Here is a 22315-nt window from a genome sequence, read left to right as displayed (position 1 = left end):
ATTTCGAAACTTTAATTTTAATGCTCTTATGGAAACTACTAACATTAACGACAAAACTAATTTAAATGCTAATGAGGTTCAAGAAGAAAATGCATTATCCATGTCTGAGAATGAACCAATTTTTCAAGCTCAAATAGATGAAGAACCCATTATTGAGACCGAAACCAACGAGTCGGATGAAATTACCGATACTATAATGAACCTTACCGTTGTTGATTATGCATCGTTATCAAAACAAGAACTAATAAATAAGTTTAAAGAAATTTTAACTCAATCAAATATTACTCAAAACAAAAACGAAGTAGAACAAATTCGGACTCATTTTTACAAAAAAATAAAACAAGAAAACGATGAACTTAAAAAAAAGTTTATTGCAGAAGGTGGAGTTGCCGAAGAGTTTCAACCTCAAACCGATGAATTAGAACCTGTATTTAAAGAACTCTATAACGCATACCGCGATAAAAGACAGGAATTAATAGAAGAAATTGAACGTCAGAAAAAAGAAAATTATCAAAAAAAGCTCGAAATAATTGAAAAAATAAATGAACTAACCACTAAGCCCGAATCGTTAAAATCAACAATGGATGAATTTCATGAACTAAATCGCCAGTGGAAAGAAATTGGTGTTGTTCCACAACAGTTTGTAAAAGATATTTATAATAAATATAACCTGGCTCGCGATAATTTTTACAATTGGTTAAAACTGAATCAAGAAGCTCGCGATTACGATTTAAAACGTAATCTAGAAGCAAAAATAGAACTTTGCGAAAAAGCTGAACAGCTTATACTCGAGGAAAACGTTGTAAAAGCATTAGGACAGCTCCAAATTTTACACGAACGTTGGCGCGAAATAGGACCTGTTTACCCAGATAAAAAAGAAGAAATATGGGAACGATTTAAAGAAGCTACCCACAAAATTCATAAAAATCATCAAGATTTTTTTAATAAACGTCGCGAAGAAGAAGAAAATAATCTTAAAGCAAAAACTATTTTATGCGAGATTGCCGAAGAAATAGCTAATAAAATATATAATCGATATAAAGAATGGGAAGAAGCTACAAAACAAATGATTGATCTTCAACAACGTTGGAGAACAATTGGAATGGTACCAAAATCAGAAAATGCTCCTATTTACAAACGCTTTAGAGCAGCACTCGACCAATTTTTTGCAGCGAAAAAAGAATATTATACACAAAAAAGCGAAGAAGAAAATAAAAATTTACAATTAAAAACCGATTTATGCATTCGTGTTGAAGCATTAAAAGATAGCACTGATTGGAAAAAAACAACGATTGAGATCATCAACTTGCAAAAAGAATGGAAAAAAATTGGTCCCGTTTCACGTAAAGATTCGGATGCTATTTGGCAACGATTTAGAGCAGCATGCAATGAATTTTTTGATAGAAAAGCCAAACATTTCGATTCTATTGAAAATTTGCTCGAAGAGAATTTGAATAAAAAAATCGAATTGTTAAAACAACTCGAAAATTTTGAATTTACCGAAAACCCAGAACAAGATTTGAACCATGTTCGTCAATTGCAAAAAGAATGGTTTGAAATTGGACCATTACCCGAAAATAAACAAGAAGAAATTCAACAACGATATAAAAAAGCAGTACAAAAATTATATGCTAACCTTAAAATTGACGATAAAAAGAAAGGAATTCTTAATTTTAAATTAAAAATTGATTCAATACTCAATTCACCCAACTCAAAAGAAAAATTGCAACAAGAACGCACTTTAATTGCCAAAGAGTTGCATAAACTTGAAAATGATTTAAAAGTACTCGAAAACAATATTGGTTTTTTCTCCAAATCTAAAAATGCTGATAGTTTAATTGCCGACTTCAAAAAGAAAATTGAAGAAGGTCGTAAACAAACAGATGTACTTAAAGAACAAATTAAATATATCGATAATATGCTTAAACAAATTTAAATATAACAAAGCTAAAATAACAAAAATGAAATATATATATTTTAAGCTTTTATTATTATTATCAATTGCTATATTACCATTGATAAGCATAGCACAATCGACCATACGTGGTTTTGTTTACGACAAGTCGAACGGAGAAGCCATTATGTTTGCCAATGTGCTTATTAAGAATACAAAATATGGTACAACAACCGATATAAACGGATTTTTTAGCTTTACAAAACTACAACCAGGTACTTATACCATTAAGGTTTTGTATATAGGTTACGACACAGCAACCATTCAGGTTACAGTCAAAGATAAAGAAATTGTAACAAAGAAAATATACCTAACGGAATCGTCTGTTTTGTTAAATGAGTTTGAGGTTTCGGCCGAAAAAACAGAAAAAACAGAACAAGTGCGAATTTCTGTAAATAAAATTTCGCCTAAACAGATTGAACGCATTCCAAGTGTCGGAAGTGAACCCGATTTTGCACAATATGTACAGGTATTGCCCGGTGTAATTTTTACTGGCGACCAAGGCGGTCAACTCTATATTAGAGGTGGCTCGCCCATACAAAACAAAGTTTTGCTCGATGGAATGGTGGTATATAACCCATTTCATTCTATTGGCTTTTTTTCTGTTTTCGATTCCGATCTTATACGCAATGCCGATGTTTTTACAGGAGGATTTAATGCCGAATATGGTGGACGTATTTCGTCTGTTATGGATATTACTACTAAAGATGGCAACCGTAATCGTCAATCGGGAAAAATATCGGCTAGTACTTTTGGCTCAAAGCTTGTATTAGAAGGACCTATATTTAAAACCGATGATCAATCAAAAACCTCGCTTTCGTATGTGTTTTCAGGAAAAACATCATATATTCGAGAATCGTCCAAAATTCTCTACTCTTATGTAGATTCGGCTGGTATTCCTTTTGCATTCAACGATTTTTATGGTAAATTATCGCTTAATACAGAAAATGGAAGTAAAATCAATTTGTTTGGCTTTCATTTTAACGATAACGTAAAATATAAAGCTTTATCGAACTTTAAATGGAAATCGAGTGGAATAGGTTCAAATATTATTCTTGTACCTGCCGGATCACCATTTTTATTTAAAGTTAATTTTAGTTACTCTAATTACGACATTACACTTAAAGAAACAGATGCTTTACCACGTTCCAGTTTGATTGACGGATTTAATTTAGGGCTTTCGTTCAATTATTTTATAGGACGCAATGAATTAAATTATGGCGTAGAAACTTATGGATTTAAAACCGATTTTAATTATTACAATTCTGTAGGTAAAAAAATAGATCAGGTACAAAATACAACCGAATTAGCAGCTTTTGTAAAGTACAAAATAGCAACCGATCATTTGGTAATTGAGCCAGGTTTACGCATTCAATATTATGCATCATTATCTAAGTTTTCGCCTGAACCACGTTTAGGATTAAAATACAATGTTAATAATAAACTACGCTTAAAAATGGCTAGTGGTTTATATTCCCAAAATTTTATAAGTGCTAATAGCGATAGAGACGTAGTAAATTTGTTTTACGGCTTTTTAAGTAGCCCCGAAGTAGGCGATTTACCTACTACTTTTGATGGCAAAGAGGTTACATCATCTTTACAACGTGCTTATCATATTGTTTCTGGATTTGAATACGATTTATTTAAAAATATTGACTTAAACATTGAAGGATATTTTAAACGTAATATACAACTAACCAATATTAACCGCAATAAAATATTCGAAGATTCTGGCGATAATTGGCAAGTCCCAGATTTACTTAAAAAAGATTTTATTGTTGAAAATGGAAATGCCTATGGAGTCGATGTTACATTAAAATATGAATATAAACGTACCTATTTTTGGGTGGCTTATTCATTGGGCTATGTCGATCGTTACGATGGATTTGTTAATTATGTACCTATTTACGATCGCAGGCATAATATAAATTTAGTAGCAACTCGTACATTAGGTAAAAACCTCGATTGGGAACTCAGTGCACGTTGGAATTTTGGAAGCGGCTTCCCATTTAGCAAAACAGCTGGATATTACGAACAATTGCAAATACAAGATATTAATTCAAGTTTGGCTTCTACTAATGCATTATTAGGTATATTGTATGGTAATTTAAACGAGGGACGTTTACCTTCTTATCATCGTCTCGATCTTACATTGAAAAAAACAATCGAATTTTCTAAAAACTCTACACTCGAAATAACTTTGAGTTGTACAAACGTCTATAACCGCGAAAACATTTTTTATTACGATCGTATAGCAAACAAAAGAGTCAACCAACTGCCCATTATACCAAGTATTGGAGCTAATTTAACATTTTAGTTTATGGCAAACACACGTTATGTTTTTATTACCGGAGGCGTTACATCGTCATTAGGCAAAGGTATTATTTCAGCCTCATTAGCAAAGTTGCTTCAATTAAGAGGTTATAATGTTACTATTCAGAAACTCGACCCGTATTTAAATATTGATCCAGGTACATTAAACCCTTATGAACATGGCGAGTGTTATGTTACCAACGATGGTGCCGAGACCGATTTAGATTTAGGTCATTACGAACGTTTTTTAAACCGTCCAACTTCGCAAGCTAATAACATAACTACCGGAAGAATATATCAAAATGTAATAACTAAAGAACGACGTGGCGATTTTTTAGGAAAAACAGTACAAGTAATTCCTCATGTTACCGATGAAATAAAACGAAGTATTAAATTATTAGGAACTAAAAATAAATACGATATTGTTATAACCGAAATTGGTGGAACCGTTGGCGATATCGAATCTTTACCATATATCGAGGCTGTTCGTCAGTTGCGTTGGGAAATGCCGGCAAAGACCGCAGTTATTCATCTTACCTTGGTACCATATTTAGCTGCTACTGGTGAGTCGAAAACTAAGCCTACTCAACACAGTGTAAAAATGTTGCTCGAAAACGGGGTACAACCCGATGTTCTTGTTTTAAGAACAGAACATCCATTGAATAACGAAATTCGTAAAAAAGTAGCCCTGTTTTGTAATGTCGAAATGGAAGCCGTTATCGAATCACGCGATGTGAAAACGATATACGAAGTTCCATTACTCATGCACGAGGAAAAACTCGATCAAATAATAATGAAGAAGTTGGGCTTACCAACACTCGACGAACCCGATTTAACCAATTGGCGTGATTTTGTCAATCGAGTTAAAAACGCTAAAAAGATTATTGATATTGCTTTAGTTGGAAAATATGTTGAATTAGCCGATGCTTATAAATCTATCATAGAATCCTTGATCCATGCCGGTGCAGTTAATAATGTAAAAGTTAAAGTGCATTTGGTTCATAGCGAAACCCTTACTGATGGTAATGTGGCTCATACACTAAAAGATATGAAAGGCATTATTGTCGCTCCCGGATTTGGACATCGAGGAATAGAAGGAAAAATAGCTGCAACTAAGTTTGCACGCGAGAACAATGTGCCTTTTTTAGGAATTTGTTTGGGAATGCAAATCGCTGTTATTGAATTTGCACGAAATGTATTAGGATATAAAGATGCACATTCGACCGAAATGAACAGAACTACTACATATCCTGTTATTGACTTAATGGAACAACAAAAAGAAATTACTGAAAAAGGTGGAACCATGCGACTCGGAGCTTACACATGCGAATTAGTTAAAGGTACTAAAGCTCATAAAATATATAATTCAGAAACTATTAGCGAACGTCATCGCCATCGTTATGAGTTTAATAACCAGTTTTTGAAAGATTTTGAAAATGCCGGAATGAAAGTCGCAGGAATAAATCCAGATATGAACTTAGTAGAAATAATAGAAATACCCCAACATAAATGGTTTATTGGGGTACAATTCCATCCTGAATATAGTAGTACTGTTGAAAAACCACATCCTTTATTTGTCAGTTTTTTAAAGTCAGCTTTGGAATAATATCATACAAAATTTTTTTTTATATTCGCAAAAGTTTATTCATTTATTCTTATTTATTTTGTTTTAAGTCAGAGTTTTCCATTTCATTAAACCCAAGTACCATGAATAAACAAATGCAACCAGGCTAATAATAAATAATAATAGTAATATTTTTAAAAGAATCAACCCAACACCCACCGTCATACCGAGCTTGTCGAGGTATAACTATTCACAAACCTCAATGAGCATTGGGGTCATTCTTCGACAAGCTCAGGGAAAGACGAGAAAAAAATGAACTCGACAAAAAAATGAAATAATTTTATATAGCCAAAACCATCTCCTAATGTAAACCCCAAGTATTTCTAATGCGTAATTAGGGGTTATGTCAGTATATAAAATTTTTATTAAAAAATACTTGCAAAATGAACTAATGTTCATTATCTTTGTACTGAACTAATGTTTAAAATAAAAAGCATGTCGCCCAGAATAAAAACATTAAGAAAAGTCTCTAATCCACCTATAGTTAAAGGTTTTAAACCTTATGGTATTAGCTCTGATAAAAGCCATTACGAGGATGTTAAATTGCTATATGAAGAGTACGAAGCTATTCGTCTGTGCGATTACGATATGCTCAATCATTATCAGGCATCAGTTTTAATGGGCGTTTCGCGACCCACTTTTACACGAATTTATGCATCGGCATTAAAAAAAATAGCAAAAGCCATGGTAGAAGGAAGACCCATTTCATTTGAAGGTGGAAAGATTTATTTTGATAGTAACTGGTACCAATGTTATAACTGTGGGTGTTATTTTAATAATCCGGAGAAAGAAAAAACAATTGAACATTGTCCACTTTGTGGTAGTATAAAAGTTAGTGAGTTTGAATACGAATATAATAACGAAAATACAACCATAAATGAAAACGATGATTTTTTTTGTGTTTGCCCTAATTGTGGATATGAACAAAAACATCAGTATGGAGAACCTTGCGTTAAACAGATATGCCCTCGGTGTCATATTGTTATGAAAAGAAATGGAAGGCATAATTGCACAAAATTTAAAAACTAATAACATGAGAGTTGCTATTGCTTCAACAGGAAATACGTTAGATTCAAACATTTGTCAACAATTTGGACGCTGCGAGTACTTTATAATTTACGATACGGAATCAAAAGCGACAGAATTTATTCCTAATCCTTTTAAAGATTTAGCAGAAGGTTCCGGTCAAGCAGCTTTAAAATTGGTAACTTCGCGTAAGGTAAGTAAAATTATATCAGGAGATTTCGGAATAAAAATAAAACCAACTATTGATAGACTTAAAATTCAGATGATTGTTTTAAAAGATGTTGAAAAAAAGATAAATGATATTATTGACATGTTAAACCATTAAAATTGTATAGTATGCCAAAACTTGATGGTACTGGTCCAGATGGGCATGGCTCTCAAACTGGACGAAAATTAGGAAAATGTGCGGATTTGTCTGAAGAAGAAAAATTACAAAAACTCGGTAAGGGTATGGGCAAAAAACGCCAATCCGAAGGTGGTAAAGGAAAAGGGAAACGCTTAAAAAGCGGACTTTTAAATATATAATTTACTAACGATTAAAAAAGAAAAAAAATGAGAAAAAGAATTGCTATTCCTTTAGAAGGAAATGTATTATCGGGTCATTTTGGACATTGTGAGGCATTTGCCTTTGTCGATGTAGAAAACGATAAAATAACCAACATCACTATTTTAGACCCACCTGAACATCAACCTGGGGCATTCCCTCGATTTGTAGCTAATAATGGAGCTACCGATGTTATTGTTGGTGGCATAGGCCAACATGCTATATCATTATTTAATGCTCTAAATGTAAATGTGTTAATGGGTGCACCCGTCGAAACACCCGAAAAATTAGTTAATGATTTTATTGCTGGTAAACTTCAATTAAATACTAACAGTTGTAATCATGATGCACACGGACACGATCATGGACACCATCATCACCACCATTGATATTACAAACTTATTTTTATCAATTCGATGACATTAAACAAGCAAAATAACTCTTAAACAATCGCATTTTAGAACTGATATCTTATTAATACAAAATGTTATTGATATAAGTGCTGGTTTAAGAACCATCTTATATAAGAGTTATTTTTACATTTTTTTTACATTCTTATCGACTATTTATATAGTTTATTGAACTATAAAATATTTTTTTTATCAAATATAATTAAAATAAATTGAACTTTATTTTATGATATTTTACTGTCTTATTTATTCAAATTAATATTACTTTTGTAATAAATTTGAAAAACATGAAGATTGTTTATCTATTTCTTTTTCTAAGTATGTTTTATACTACCTATGCTCAAAAGCAAAACAACACACCAGGTTCCGATTTTTTTATCGATGTTCCAACGTTTATTGATATTGCAAAAGATAGTGTAATACCGGTTACAGTTTATGTTCACGAAAGTGAATGCACTAATTGTTCGAACGATTTAAATTATATCGACATTCGTTTAAAATCATACAATCAAAGTAATTTTGATGCTCCTATTGTTTTTGATACTTTATTGTATCAGGCTTATATGTCTTTATTTTCAGCTTATTCTTTGCAGGATGCCAACTGGGATAGCCAATCGTTTTTAGATTCAAAACCATACAACGATACTGAACATACCATACTTTTTACTGCCGATACCAATTGGTGGGTTCCTGAGATACCAGTAGTTCATATAACACAGCATTATTTTTATTTTAATTTTAATATTCCATATAGCGTTTGGTCTTATTATCTCGATAGCGATAGTGTTATAGATATGCATGTTTATGCAAGCATCGACAATGACTTGGACGAAGAATTTTGGTTTAGGGTTTTTGTTAAAAAAAATGCTATTATTAAACTGCCAAATTGGTATAGAGGCGATACTCATTTACATGCAGTTTGTACACAAAATAATGCTGAAAATGGTTTTCCATTAGAGGCTACAAAAGTAGCAGCGACTTATTTAGGACTCGATTGGATAACCATAACCGACCATAGTTGCGATTTTGATAATTATGGACAAGGTATGGCACAAAACTGGCAGAATTTAGGAAATGCAGTTACTACATTAAATTTATTGGGGAATAACTTTATTTTTATTCGAGGTATTGAAGCATCGGTAAAAAACAGCCAAGGTAAAGTAGTACATGCCTTGGTATATCCAAATCCGCAACAGCCATTTTCGCTACCCTATATTTTCGATGGTGGGGGCGACCTGTCTTCGACCAATATAAATATTAACATGATGCTCGATTCATTACGAAAATATCATGGTTTTTGCTATGCTGCTCATCCTTTTTCCGAGGGTGATGCACTTTCTGCCATTGTAAATGGTAGTGTGTGGAATTTGGGCGATAGCTTGTCGCCTATCAATGGACAGCCAGCTCTGTCAGTTGGAACCGTTATTTGGAATGATTTAACTTTTCATTCTGATATCTATACCCAAGCTGATAGCGAAGTGTTTAAAACTCCAATCATGGGGCTTCAAAATTTGAATTTATCGAATATGCTTACTTGCACCGATACTGAAAGAGATCCTTGGAATGTTGAAAAAAATGATGAACCTTTTGGATTCTTCGATATGTCCGAATCAAATTATATGCATACGCATTATCGATATAAACAAAATCAGGAAGCATATAGCTTTTTGCTGCGTAGAGGCTTGAGGTTAAAAAATCAAAATCATGCTATTCAGCATTGGAAATTGTTTTTATCAGCCGGAAGCGATGCTCATGGCTCTTTTAATTATTCATCAACCGATTATTTTTACGGTGGTTTAAATGGTGCTATGGAAGAAAATTATCCAGGTGCTTTGGCTACTTATGTTTATGCTCCTAATGGGATGGGGACACAAGGAGAATATGTATTGCAAGCATTGAAAGATGGACATTGTTTGCTTTCGGAAGGTCCGGTGGTGAATATGACGCTTATAAGCCCTAATGATACGGCTATTGTTGGCGATGATATCGAAATATGGAATAACAACCTAAGTGCTACTATGCTCCATGTGCAGGGTTATACCAATCGTTATTTTGGACAACCTGAACAATTAATAATATTTTTATATTCACAAGATACTGTTTATGAATATATTACTCCTGTAGTAAATTTCCCTTGGAATATGACGCTAGCAGATCTATTTCAAGCTTTAGGAATAAATTCACCATACGATAAATACTTCGCTGTGAGAGCGGAATGGTATTGTTCGAAAGATTACACACTATACGAAAGTCTTATTTATCGTAGAACTCATAAACGATTTTTTGCCACTACCAATCCTATCTGGTTTAAGGTCCATTTTATGAATAATATAGCCAACCATATAAATAATACAGAAATAAGAGTTGTTCCCAATCCGGTTAAAAATAAATGTAAGATATATGGAGCAACTGAAAACATTCGTCGCGTTACATTGATAGATATGTTCGGGAATCAGTCTGATTTACCTTTTAACCATTATTCCGATTATGTTGAGGTAGATTTAACAATGAAGTTAGAGGGCATTTATTTGATAAGTGTTGAAACAGATAAAACATGTTATCGAACCAAGCTGATTATTGAATAGCTTATGTTTTTAACTTTTTCTTTTTTGCCGAAGGGAAAAGTACATTATTTAATATAAGTCGATATCCGGCAGAATTTTTATATAGTTCGAGTTTGGTAGGAGGGTCGTAAACAAAGTGTTGGTAATCTTCGGGATCGTGTCCACCATAGAAGGTAAAAAAGCCTTTGCCATGTATGCCGTATAAATAGCGAACTTCGTTGAGCGCTTTATTTTCGCCCATAATGAGCACATTGGGTTTTACATAATCTTTTTTAAAGGCGGTAGATTGCCCCATAAATCCCTTAATTAGGTTTTCATGATTTTGACAAAGCATAGTAGGTACAGGGTCCCATTTAGCAGAAAAATCGAATAAGGTAAAATAATCGTCTTCTTGTTTTATTTTGCGGGTATGCGATACGTCTATATCAGAATGTTCGTATTCGTAAGGATTGGTAATAACTTTAAAATTGCGAAAAGCCAGACAGTTGTCGTAATTGAGTTTAGCTTGAGCATTTGGGTCGGCAGGGTCGCCGTCGAATGGCGTTTCGCAAATATCGGTGCTTTCGGCTGCGAGAGCAATATCGTAGGTGTCGGTTGCTGAGCACATAGCAAACAAAAAACCGCCGTTGAAAACATATTGCTTAATGGTTTTAGCAACTAAAAGCTTTAATTGCGAAACTTTCTGAAAACCAAATTTCTGGGCGGTTTCCATTTGTCGTTCAACATCGTCTCGGTACCATTGTGTATTTTGATATGCCGACCAAAATTTGCCGAATTGTCCGGTGAAATCTTCGTGGTGTAAGTGCAACCAATCGTATTTTGATAATTCGCTGCGAATAATTTGTTCGTCATAAATTAAATCGTAAGGTATTTCGGCATAGGTGAGCACAAGCATAACTGCATCGTCCCATGGCAATTTGTTTGGGGGAGCATATACCGCAATCTTAGCTGCTTTCTGCAATTTTACCACATCCATATTGACATCAGGATGTGAAATTTCGTCTAATATTTGAGCAGCCTTAGCATCGGTAATTACTTCGTAACTAACGCCTCGAATATTACATTCGTTTTGAATTTTAACATGGTGCTGGATTAAAAAACTACCACCACGATAGTTTAACAACCATTGTACTTCTAATTCATTTTGCAAAACCCAATAGGTTATACCATAAGCTTTTAAATGGTCGGTTTGAGTTTCGTCCATGGGTATCAATAGATATGAAGCTTGAGAGAGCTGAACGCTAAAAACGATAATTAAAAATAAAATGTACTTTCTCATACGATGCAAAAATAAGCTTTTTACAAACGAAATGCTATGATTATTTGTTAATAAATTCAAATATTACTATGTTTGTTGAAAAAAATGATGGACTTTATACACTGGTTTATTGATTTTGTTTTGCACATTGATAAACATTTGGTTGAGATTGTAGCAAACTACGAAACATGGACATATTTAATACTTTTTGTAATTGTTTTTTGCGAAACCGGTTTGGTAGTTACTCCTTTTTTGCCAGGCGATAGCTTAATATTTGCGGCTGGTGCCTTAGCAGCAACCGATAACAGCCCCTTAGGCATAGGCTTATTGATTCTTGTGTTTTTTAGTGCTGCCTTTATAGGCGATAATACCAATTATTGGATAGGACGCTTTTTAGGCGAAAAAGTCTATGAAAAAAATTATAAATTGATAAGTCGAAAAAATTTAGATAAAACACACGATTTTTATGAAAAACATGGTGGTAAAACATTGATATTCGCAAGATTTATGCCCATAATCCGAACCTTTGCTCCTTTTGTGGCTGGAGTGGGTAAAATGTTTTATATAAGGTTTTTATCGTTTAGTTTCATTAGTAATGTTTTGTGGGTGAATTTTTTCGGTTGGTTCGGATATCTATTTGCCAATCATCCGTGGGTAAAGAATCATTTTTCGGTGGTGGTTATTACCATTATTATTATTTCGCTTATGCCACCATTGTTTACAGTAATTCGTAGTTATTTAAAACGATTAAAATAATTGTTGCATATGAAAAAATATGGGTTTGTTATTTTTGTAATTTATAGTTCAGTATTATTAGCACAATCTGAAAAGCAAATAACTGCTACAGATTTAGAACAATGGCAATTGAAAATTCAAACATTGCCAGAAACAAAAGCAAAAGTTAATGCTATTTCTAATACTGACCTTAAAACGTTATCTTTGAATAGAGAACAACTCGGAAAGCTTGACTATAATTTTAAATATAAAGCTGAGGTGAGCGGTATCACTGACCAAAAAAAATCTGGACGTTGTTGGATGTTTACGGGTTTAAATATTTTACGTCCAAAAGTTATTAAAAAGTTAAATATTAACAATTTTGAATTTAGCACCAACTATCTATTTTTTTATGATATGCTCGAAAAGGCTAATTTAGCTTTGGAAATTGGTATTGAAACAGTTGCAAAACCTATCGATGATAAAACGGTTGAGTGGCTTTTAAAAAATCCTATTGGCGATGGGGGTGTATGGACTTCATTAGTAAATCTATTAGATAAATATGGTGCTGTTCCTAAAGAAATTATGCCCGAAACATATCACAGCGAAAATACATCGCAATTAAATGCTATACTTTCATATAAAATTCGTGAGTTTATATTAGAACTTCGAAAATTAAGTGCCCAAAAGCAGACTTTAAATCAGTTACGTGAACGTAAAAAAACAATGTTGTTTGAGGTTTATAAAATACTGACTTATCATTTGGGCACACCTCCAAAACAATTTATATGGCGTTACAAAACCAAAGATGATAAAATTACTGAATATAAAACATATACTCCTCAAAGCTTTTTAAAAGAAATGATTCCCGATTTTGCATCTAGTCAATATGTTCAGTTAATGAATGATCCATCGCGAGAATATTTTAAAACATATGAAATAGAATACGATAGAAATACTGTTGAAGGTTTAAATTGGGTTTATATTAATCTTCCGATAGAAGAGATAAAGCAAATTGCTCTTAAATCGATAAAGGCTAATGAAGTTATGTACTTCTCGTGCGATGTAGGAAAGCAGCTAAATATAGACAAAGGTTTATTATCTGTTCAAAATTATGATTACTCAACTTTGTACGGTATAAGCTTTAATATGGACAAAAAAAGTCGTATTCAATCATTTGAGAGTGGCTCGTCGCATGGAATGGCTTTGGTGGGAGCAGATACCGATAACAACGATAAGCCAACAAAATGGTTGGTTGAAAATAGTTGGGGAGCTTCGAGTGGTTTTAATGGTTATCTCGTAATTACTGATGAGTGGTTTAATGAATATATGTTTCGTTTAGCAGTAAAAAAAGATTTTGTAGATACAAAAATTTTAGACATATTGAAGCAAACTCCCATTAAGTTACCCCCTTGGGATCCAATGTTTTTGCAAGACGAATAAATTATGTGTGGAATTGTTGGCATAGCCGATTTTCAAAATTCGATTGCCGATTACCAAAACAATATCCAATCTGCAATTAAAGAGTTATCGAAGCGAGGTCCTGACTACCAATCATATATTATCGATAATAATGTAGCTCTTGGGCATGCCCGTTTAGCTATTATCGATACATCGGCTAAAGCAAATCAGCCTTTTAGCGATTTGTCGGGAAATTTCACAATTGTATTTAATGGTGAAATATATAATTTTCGCGAATTACGCCAACAACTCCAAAAACATGGATTTGTCTTCAGAACCGAATCGGATACCGAAGTAGTACTTTATGCATTTATTCATTGGGGCATCGCTTGCCTTCAATATTTAAATGGTGATTTTGCTTTTGCTATTTATGATAAATCTAAAAACGAGCTTACAATAGCTCGCGACCGTTTTGGAATAAAACCACTGGTTTATTATTACCATCAGGGTCAATTTATCTTTTCATCGGAAATTAAAGGTATTTTACCTTTTTTAAAACAATCATTATCTATTTCGTCTGATGCATTAGAATTATATTTGCGATTGAATTATATACCATCGCCATATACCATATACAACGAAATAAAAAAACTAGAACCAGCTCATTATCTAATTTTCTCATCAAAAGGAATAAGCAAGCAGCACTATTATTCTATTCCATTTGAAGAAAATGATAAGGTATATAACGAACAAACTATTTTTAAAAAATTTAAGCAACTTTTTACAGATGCTGTTCAACGTCGTTTAATAGCCGATGTCCCATTAGGCACATTTTTGAGTGGAGGCATAGATTCTAGCATTATTACTGCTATCGCAAAGCAATATAAGCCCAATCTAGAAACATTTACAATACTTTTTCAAGAAAATTCTTTTCTTGATGAATCGAAAGATGCCGAAAAAGTGGCTCATTATCTAGGTACGAATCACCATACCATTCCAGTTTCGCATAAAATGTTATTGGATAATATTTATGATTTGCTTGAATATATAGACGAACCTTTTGCCGATAGTTCTGCAATAGCTGTTTCTGCTTTAGCAAGATATACCCGACAGCATATTGTTGTTGCACTTTCGGGCGATGGCGCTGATGAGTTGTATGGTGGTTATAATAAGCACAAGGCTCATCAATGGGTAATTCAAAATTATCGATATCGAAAAATTATTGACTTACTTGATTATTTATTAAAAGTTTTTCCGTCTTCCCGAAAAAATTTTTTCTCTAATAAAATACGTCAAATTCATAAGTTAAACGAAGGTTTAAAGCTTTCTGCCGAATATCGATATTGGCATTGGGCAAGTTTTATGACGGAACCACAAATAAAAAAATTATTAAATCACATCCATTATTCACCTGAACATTGGATTAAAACACTTTTACCAACTCCTGCATACACTTTAAACGATATACTCTATAACGATATGCATTTGGTGTTACCCAACGATATGCTTTTTAAAACAGATAGCATGAGTATGATGCATTCACTTGAAGCACGTGTACCCATGCTCGATCATGAAACTGTAAATTTTGTAGTTTCATTGCCTAGTCATTATAAAATTCGTAATGGTTCACAGAAGTATATTTTAAAACAAGTATTTGGAAATTTATTGCCCAAAGAAACTCTCTTAAAGCCTAAGCATGGTTTTGAAGTACCTATGCAACAATGGTTACAAAACGATTTAAATTTTCTTATTAGTCAATATCTTAGCAAAGAAGCCTTAACAAAGCATAACTTATTTAATATTAACTCTGTAAATAATTTAATTGCTCAGTTACGAAGTTTTAACCCAGCAGATTCAGCGTTTCATTTATGGAACCTTATAGTTTTTCAATATTGGTATATAAATAAATACCGTTAATCATTAAAATTTATAATTTCATAAAATTCAATTAATAAAAAACGTATTTCTACGTATATAAAAATAAATTATCTTTGTAATTATGAAACGTGTTTTGCGAATTGTTAATCGATTTAATTTAGGTGGTCCAACATTTAATGCTGCATATCTAACAAAGTTTCTGTATCCTGACTTCGATACGTTGTTAATAGGAGGTATTCATGAAGACGACGAAGAAAGTTCAGAATTTATTTTAAACAATTTGGGCATTCATGCTTTAATTCTTCCAGAAATGCGTCGCTCAATAAATGGTTTTAACGATTTACAAGCTTATCGGCGAATAAAAAAAATTATAAAAGAATTTAATCCAGATATTGTTCATACTCACGCTTCAAAAGCGGGCATGTTAGGTCGCAAAGCAGCATTTGATATGGGGGTCCCGGTTGTCGTTCATACTTTTCATGGACATGTTTTTCATTCTTATTTTAACAGCATAAAGACTAAAGCTTTCATAAAAATTGAACGTTATTTAGCTTCTAAAACCGATGCCATTATTGCTATAAGTCAATCACAAAAAAAAGAATTAAGCCATGTATTCGAAATTGCACCCGAAAATAAAATAAAAGTTATTCCATTAGGTTTAGATTTACAACGATTTATATATAATCAACCCGAAAAGCGTTATATATTTCGTAAAGAAAATCATCTTGATAACGATGAAATAGCTATAGCCATTGTAGGACGATTGGTGCCGATAAAAAATCATCAATTATTTATTAAAGCAATTGCTCGTGCAAAAGAACAAACAGGTAGAAAAATTAGAGCTTTTATTGTAGGTGATGGGCAGTCACGATCTCAAATTGAAACATTAGCTCATCAACTCAATTTAGTTATAAGTCCTAATGGTTCAACAACTTTAAAACCTGATATTCGTTTTTTAAGCTGGGTTAAAAATGTAGATTATGTATATGCAGGTGTAGATATTGTAGCTCTAACATCGCTCAACGAAGGAACTCCAGTTAGCCTTATTGAAGCTCAGGCAGCAGGTAAGCCCATTGTAAGTACCAATGTAGGTGGCATTAAAGATATATCATTGGTAGGCGAATCTATACTTTTAGCCAATGTTAACAACGAAGAAGAATTTATTGAAAATATGATTAAACTTATTAATGATGATGAATTACGAAACAAAATGCAAAGCAATGCACGTGATTATGTATTAAAAAAATTTGATTATAATCGCTTAGTATCAGATGTTTCAGTATTATATAATGATTTATTAAAAAAGAAAAATATCATTTCATCGGCAAAAGTATTTGCATAAATTTATTAACTTTCATACCTTTGAACTAAAATTGAGCATTTTGAAAATTAGAAAGGATATATTTTTTACAACTTTATTAGTAATTCAGGTTGTATTATTTACATCGTGTGGCATATTTAATTCCAACGAAATGTTTAGAATACCTAAGGGTTACAAATATGCAAGTTTTAAACCGAATGAAAAGGAATATAAAATTCAACCCTTTGATAAGCTCGATGTAAAAGTTTATTATAACAATGGGGTTAATTTAGTTGAAATGCAACAACTGTCGGTTCAACAAAATCCTATTGAATATAATGTAGAATACGATGGACTTGTAAAGCTGCCCTCATTGGGTAGGGTACCATTAGCAGGATTAACTATTCGTCAGGCCGAAGAATTTTTAGAGAATAAGTACAAAGAATTTATGATTGATCCTTTTGTAAAAATAAATGTAACCAATAAACGAGTAGTTGTTTTTACAAGTGGTGCATCAATTGGAAAAGTCATTACTCTAAAAAACGACAATTATACCCTTATTGAAGCACTTGCTGAATCGGGTGGAATTAATGATTATACAAAGTCGTACAAAATTAAATTATTGCGAGGCGATTTAAACAATCCAGAAATTTACTTATTCAACCTACAAAATATTTCTAATATGAAAGATGCCAATTTTATTTTACAGGCAAATGATATTATTTATGTAGAGGCACGTCCACGATATGCGTCTAAAATATTGGCAGAAATTACACCTTATTTAAGTTTATTTTCAACAGCCTTACTGGTATTTAGCATTTTTAGATAAACATGGAACGAAAAAAGATACCCATATTAAACGAAAAAATAGACCCATTTATCGTATTGCACATAATTAAACGTTCGATGTTATTTACTGCTATTGTTTTTATTTTTGCGATAGTCGGAGCTTACCTTTATTTGCGATATACACCACCATTGTATGTGGCAACATCTGTTTTACAAATAAAAAACGAAACGGACAAAACGAATCAAATTTTAGAAATATCAAATATTAAAAACGACGAAGTAAATTTAAATCAAACCATAGAATTATTGCGTTCACCCGAATTTTTAAAAAGAACATTTAATAAGCTACCTCTTGATGTTAGTTATTATTCACAAGGTACTTTTTTAGCTTTTGAATTATATCGTTCTACTCCATTTATAGTATCGTATCAAATAACTAGTAAAAATTATTATGGTTTGCCTATATTTGTTTCTTTTACCGATCATACGGCTATTTTAAGATATAAATATGCAGACCAAAAGGTTGAAAAAAGCCTTCCTATAAATCAATGGGTAGAATGGAATGGAATAAAATTAAAAATAGATGTTATTGATTCTGTATCTATTCATCAACAAACCGAAAAAATAAAAAATGATTCATATTATTTTATTATTAACGATTCTAATTATATTCAACATTCAAATACTAGTAAATTAGAAGTTTTTGTTTTAAATGCCGAAGCCAATACTATTCAAATAAAATTTACTGATAACAATCCATCAAAAGCTTCTGAAGTAGTAAAAACAATTGCTGAAGAATTTATTAATTATGATGTTGAAAAGAAAATAGAAAGCTCCAAGTTAATATTAAAGTTTATAGAAGAGCAAAGTAAGTTAATATATAGAACTATTGATAGCTTAGAAGAACAACTGCTTTTATTCAAAAATTCACATAATATTTCATTTTTAACTGATCCTGAAAAAGAAAGTCCTTTGGCTCGTTATGAACAACTTACCGATAAAATACAACAAGAAATTGAAAGTTTAGAAATTGAGTTATATGCATATAAACGTTTAATATCTAAGCTCCAACAAAATCCAGAATTACCAATTTTTGAACTTATTTCTCTTGTGCCAAACTCTGATCCAATTACAATGTCAATAATCAATAAAATACAATATTTAGATGATCAAAAGGAACAAGTATTATCGAGCAAAACTCCCAATAGCTTTCAAGTAAAAACGATCAATAAACAAATTGAAAAACAACGCAATACCCTTATTGACATTTTGAAAGCTAATGCTCAAAGACTTAACGATAAGAAAAATATTTTAAACGAAAAATTAACATTTTATCAACAAAATAAATTTGGAACTAATGCACTATCTGATCTCGATTATTTAAAGCTAAAACGATTATACGATATCAACGTTGGCTATTACAATAAACTACTCGAGAAAAAAACAGAATATCTTATAAGTCAAGCCGGAAGCGTAAGTCAAAATATTATATTACAAAATGCCAATACACCCAAAGAACCCATCTCGCCTAATAAAAGGATGGTTATAATAGTAGCTTTAATATTAGCTTTTATAATAAGCTTAGGTTTTATGATTATTCGTTATTTATTATATAATGAAATTACTTCTGTGGAAGATATTCAAGCCTATACCGAAGCTAAAGTGCTTGGCATAATTCCTTTATATAAAGCTAAATTACCAGTATCACAACTTTTAATTGACATAAAGCCCAATTCAATTTTTAGCGAATCGTTTAGAGCATGCAGAGCCAGTATAGAATTTTTGCAAAAAGATAAAAGCCATAATATTATTTCAGTTTCATCAACAGTAAGCGGAGAAGGGAAGACCTTTTTTGCCATAAATTTAGCAGGTATTTTTGCTTTGCAAAATAAACGAGTAGTATTGCTCGATATGGATTTACGACGACCAAGAATACATGTTGGCTTTAATACAGATAACAGCAAAGGGATATCTACAATATTGATCGGTAAGAACAAAATTGAAGATAGTATAAAAAAATCAAAATTACCTACTTTAGATTACATAACGGCTGGACCCATACCTCCAAATCCCTCTGAACTTATTTCTTCGAATGTTTTCGAAGATTTCTTAAAAAAACTTTCTGACATGTATGACTATGTAGTAATTGATACTCCACCTTTAGGTTTAGTATCGGATGCACTTACAATATTTAAAATTTCAGATTTCCCCATTTATGTTATGAAATCTCATTTTTCGAAGCGTTCATTTTTATATAATGTAAATCATTTAATGGACGATAAAAATATAAAGAATTTAATGATTTTAATAAATGCTTACGATTTTGATAAAACCAAATACGGTAATCAATACGGATATTCGTATAATTATGGATATGGTTACACGTCTGATTACGAAAATCATTATTATGACGATTTACCACGAAAGAAAAAATCTTTGATTGTAAGATTATTACATAAGCTTTAGAATTATGTTGTTATTTATATTATACTCATTAGCATCTATTAGTGTTTTTATTTTATTACATAACTTTTTTTATCAAAAAGCTAAATATTTTAAAATAAACAAAGCTAATCAGAAAGCTGTTCGCTGGAGTTCTCAAAAAAAACCTGTTGCTGGAGGTATTACATTTTTTCTTAGTTTTTTATTTGCAAGCACATTTTTTCTTTTGTCTCAACCAATTTCAAATAATTTAATTAAAATTGAATATTTGTTTATTTCAATTTCATTAATATTTGTTTTTTTTATCGGTTTAGCCGACGATATGTTGTCTATTTCGCCTAATTTAAAGTTGTTTTTACAAATAATAGTTGCCTTGATATTGATATATTCTGGCTTATATATCAATATTTTTGATAACATTTTCTTAAATTATGCAATTACTATTATTTGGTATGTCGGTATGATGAATTCTATCAATATGCTCGATAATATGGATGCCATTTCAACAGTTGTAAGTGTTTCAATATTATTAGGATTTATTTTTATGAATGTTTTTTATTTTCATAATTTATTTGAATTGTTAATATTATTAGGGCTATTTTATGCATTAATTACTTTTCTTATATTTAATTTTCATCCTGCCAAAATGTATATGGGCGATAATGGTAGTTTATTTTTAGGTTTATTTTTAGCAATCTTTGGTGTCAAATATATTTGGAATCATTCAATTTATGAATATAATCAATGGACGAATTTATTACCCTTTTTATATATTTTATTATTTTTCCTTATACCTATAGCTGATACTACAACCGTTACCATAAATCGCATATTAGAAAAAAAATCACCTTTTACTGGTGGAAAAGATCATACCACTCATGCTCTTTATTATATCGGACTGAGTGAAAATAAAATTGCCATTCTTCTATTTTTGTTAAATCTTATTGGGGTAATTATTGCTACGTATTTTTTATATACCGGCAATTTAAATAAATCATTAGTCATAATTTCATTTTTTTATAGTATCTTTGTAGTTCTTTTTTTATATATCAATGCATTCCGAGTTAATAGAAAAAATAAAAAGTAGTAGTAGTTTAATATTCAATCGCTTAAGTTTTAAAGTTTTTGCATTTATTGTTTTTATTATAGGTATTTACATATTGCATAAATACCTAATTTTTAGTAATAATTCTGTGGATAAAAACAATCACATAATGAACAATCCATCTTTTTATGCCACTTCAATAGAAATCCCCGATTCACTTAGTTTTGCTAATGAGCGTGTCCCCATAGAGAATTTTGATGTTTACGAAAGCCTTGATCGCGAATTTCTAATCAACTCATATTGGCATTCGCAAACAATTGTAATTTTAAAAAGAGCTTATCGATATTTTCCTACAATTGAACCTATTCTTAAAAAAAATAATATTCCAGACGATTTTAAATATTTAGTTGTTGTAGAAAGTGGTTTTTCTAATGTGGTGAGTCCGGCCGGAGCCTCTGGTTTTTGGCAATTTATGAAGCCAACAGCCGAAAGATATGGATTAGTTATAAACGATGAAATTGATGAACGTTATAATCTTGAAAAAGCAACCGAAGCAGCAGTTAAACACATTAAAGATCTATATTCTTACTATAAAAATTGGACACTTGTTGCAGCTGCTTATAATTTAGGAGCTGGTAATCTTGATAAAGTAATTGCTAACCAAAAGGCCAATAGTTATTATGACCTCTATCTTAACGAAGAAACAGCTCGCTATGTATATAGAATATTAGCTCTAAAAACGATTCTTTCTAATCCCAAAAAATATGGATTTTATATACCAAAGTCGCAAAGATATATGAATATACCAACCGAAAAATATGCAGTTGATACCACAATAAATGATTTAACACAATTTGCAATTGATAAAGGCTTAAACTATAAATTATTGAAAATATTCAACCCATGGTTAAAAAAGAATAAACTAACTATAGAAAACGGTAAAACTTATTTTATTCAACTACCCAAACCTGAATATAGAAATATTAAAAAATTAATGCAGTTATATTTTGCAGACGATACACTAAGTGTTGCTACCGATTCAATTAAATAATT

17 protein-coding genes are annotated in these 22315 nt (G+C 31.6%); 16 read left to right on the top strand and 1 reads right to left on the bottom strand.

The window, feature by feature from the left end; genetic code table 11:
• The first annotated feature begins 28 nt into the window (after window positions 1-28).
• From HPY79_00900 to HPY79_00865, 8 genes are all read left to right on the top strand, one after another.
• Window positions 29-1936, top strand: a complete 1908-nt coding sequence (locus tag HPY79_00900; GenBank protein ID NSW44376.1) for a DUF349 domain-containing protein — start codon at window positions 29-31, stop codon at window positions 1934-1936.
• A gap of 25 nt (window positions 1937-1961) precedes the next feature.
• Entirely contained in the window at window positions 1962-4271 is a 2310-nt protein-coding gene (locus tag HPY79_00895) for a TonB-dependent receptor (protein ID NSW44375.1), read from the top strand.
• A 3-nt stretch (window positions 4272-4274) separates the two neighbouring features.
• The gene (locus HPY79_00890; protein ID NSW44374.1) at window positions 4275-5873 is read left to right on the top strand and encodes a CTP synthase; all 1599 of its coding nucleotides are present in this window, start codon (window positions 4275-4277) and stop codon (window positions 5871-5873) included.
• Window positions 5874-6326: 453 nt separating this feature from the next.
• On the top strand, window positions 6327-6920 hold the full coding sequence (locus HPY79_00885) for a DUF134 domain-containing protein (protein ID NSW44373.1): 594 nt from the start codon (window positions 6327-6329) through the stop codon (window positions 6918-6920).
• 4 nt (window positions 6921-6924) lie between these two features.
• Window positions 6925-7242: a NifB/NifX family molybdenum-iron cluster-binding protein gene (locus HPY79_00880; protein ID NSW44372.1), complete on the top strand. Its 318-nt coding sequence runs from the start codon at window positions 6925-6927 to the stop codon at window positions 7240-7242.
• 11 nt (window positions 7243-7253) lie between these two features.
• Window positions 7254-7442, top strand: a complete 189-nt coding sequence (locus tag HPY79_00875) for a DUF5320 domain-containing protein (GenBank protein ID NSW44371.1) — start codon at window positions 7254-7256, stop codon at window positions 7440-7442.
• Window positions 7443-7469: 27 nt separating this feature from the next.
• Window positions 7470-7850 (top strand): ATPase, encoded by a 381-nt coding sequence (locus tag HPY79_00870; GenBank protein ID NSW44370.1) that lies wholly within the window; start codon window positions 7470-7472, stop codon window positions 7848-7850.
• A 308-nt stretch (window positions 7851-8158) separates the two neighbouring features.
• A complete protein-coding gene (locus HPY79_00865) occupies window positions 8159-10456 on the top strand; it encodes a hypothetical protein (protein NSW44369.1) in 2298 nt (765 codons plus the stop codon).
• Window position 10457: 1 nt separating this feature from the next.
• Here the strand turns inward: HPY79_00865 and HPY79_00860 are convergent, their stop codons facing one another.
• Entirely contained in the window at window positions 10458-11714 is a 1257-nt protein-coding gene (locus HPY79_00860; GenBank protein ID NSW44368.1) for an asparagine synthetase B, read from the bottom strand.
• Window positions 11715-11801: 87 nt separating this feature from the next.
• Between HPY79_00860 and HPY79_00855 the strand changes: the two genes are divergently transcribed.
• The 8 genes from HPY79_00855 (at window position 11802) to HPY79_00820 (ending at window position 22313) form a co-directional block, all read left to right on the top strand.
• Entirely contained in the window at window positions 11802-12449 is a 648-nt protein-coding gene (locus HPY79_00855) for a DedA family protein (GenBank protein NSW44367.1), read from the top strand.
• 9 nt (window positions 12450-12458) lie between these two features.
• Window positions 12459-13850, top strand: coding sequence for a C1 family peptidase (locus HPY79_00850; GenBank protein NSW44366.1), 1392 nt, complete (start codon window positions 12459-12461; stop codon window positions 13848-13850).
• Between the two features lie 3 nt (window positions 13851-13853).
• The gene (gene asnB / locus HPY79_00845) at window positions 13854-15725 is read left to right on the top strand and encodes an asparagine synthase (glutamine-hydrolyzing) (GenBank protein ID NSW44365.1); all 1872 of its coding nucleotides are present in this window, start codon (window positions 13854-13856) and stop codon (window positions 15723-15725) included.
• A gap of 82 nt (window positions 15726-15807) precedes the next feature.
• Complete coding sequence (locus HPY79_00840) at window positions 15808-17028, top strand: glycosyltransferase family 4 protein (protein ID NSW44364.1); 1221 nt, start codon at window positions 15808-15810, stop codon at window positions 17026-17028.
• Between the two features lie 40 nt (window positions 17029-17068).
• Complete coding sequence (locus HPY79_00835) at window positions 17069-17815, top strand: polysaccharide biosynthesis/export family protein (GenBank protein NSW44363.1); 747 nt, start codon at window positions 17069-17071, stop codon at window positions 17813-17815.
• A gap of 2 nt (window positions 17816-17817) precedes the next feature.
• Complete coding sequence (locus HPY79_00830; GenBank protein ID NSW44362.1) at window positions 17818-20241, top strand: polysaccharide biosynthesis tyrosine autokinase; 2424 nt, start codon at window positions 17818-17820, stop codon at window positions 20239-20241.
• Window positions 20242-20245: 4 nt separating this feature from the next.
• Window positions 20246-21304, top strand: coding sequence for an undecaprenyl/decaprenyl-phosphate alpha-N-acetylglucosaminyl 1-phosphate transferase (locus HPY79_00825; protein ID NSW44361.1), 1059 nt, complete (start codon window positions 20246-20248; stop codon window positions 21302-21304).
• Complete coding sequence (locus tag HPY79_00820; protein NSW44360.1) at window positions 21270-22313, top strand: transglycosylase SLT domain-containing protein; 1044 nt, start codon at window positions 21270-21272, stop codon at window positions 22311-22313. Before HPY79_00825 ends, HPY79_00820 begins: the two co-directional genes overlap by 35 nt.
• Window positions 22314-22315: the final 2 nt, after the last annotated feature.

It is taken from the genome of Bacteroidales bacterium (assembly GCA_013314715.1).
In the GTDB taxonomy this organism is placed as follows: Bacteria; Bacteroidota; Bacteroidia; order Bacteroidales; family GWA2-32-17; genus Ch61.
This window is presented reverse-complemented; position numbering and strand designations above follow the sequence as displayed.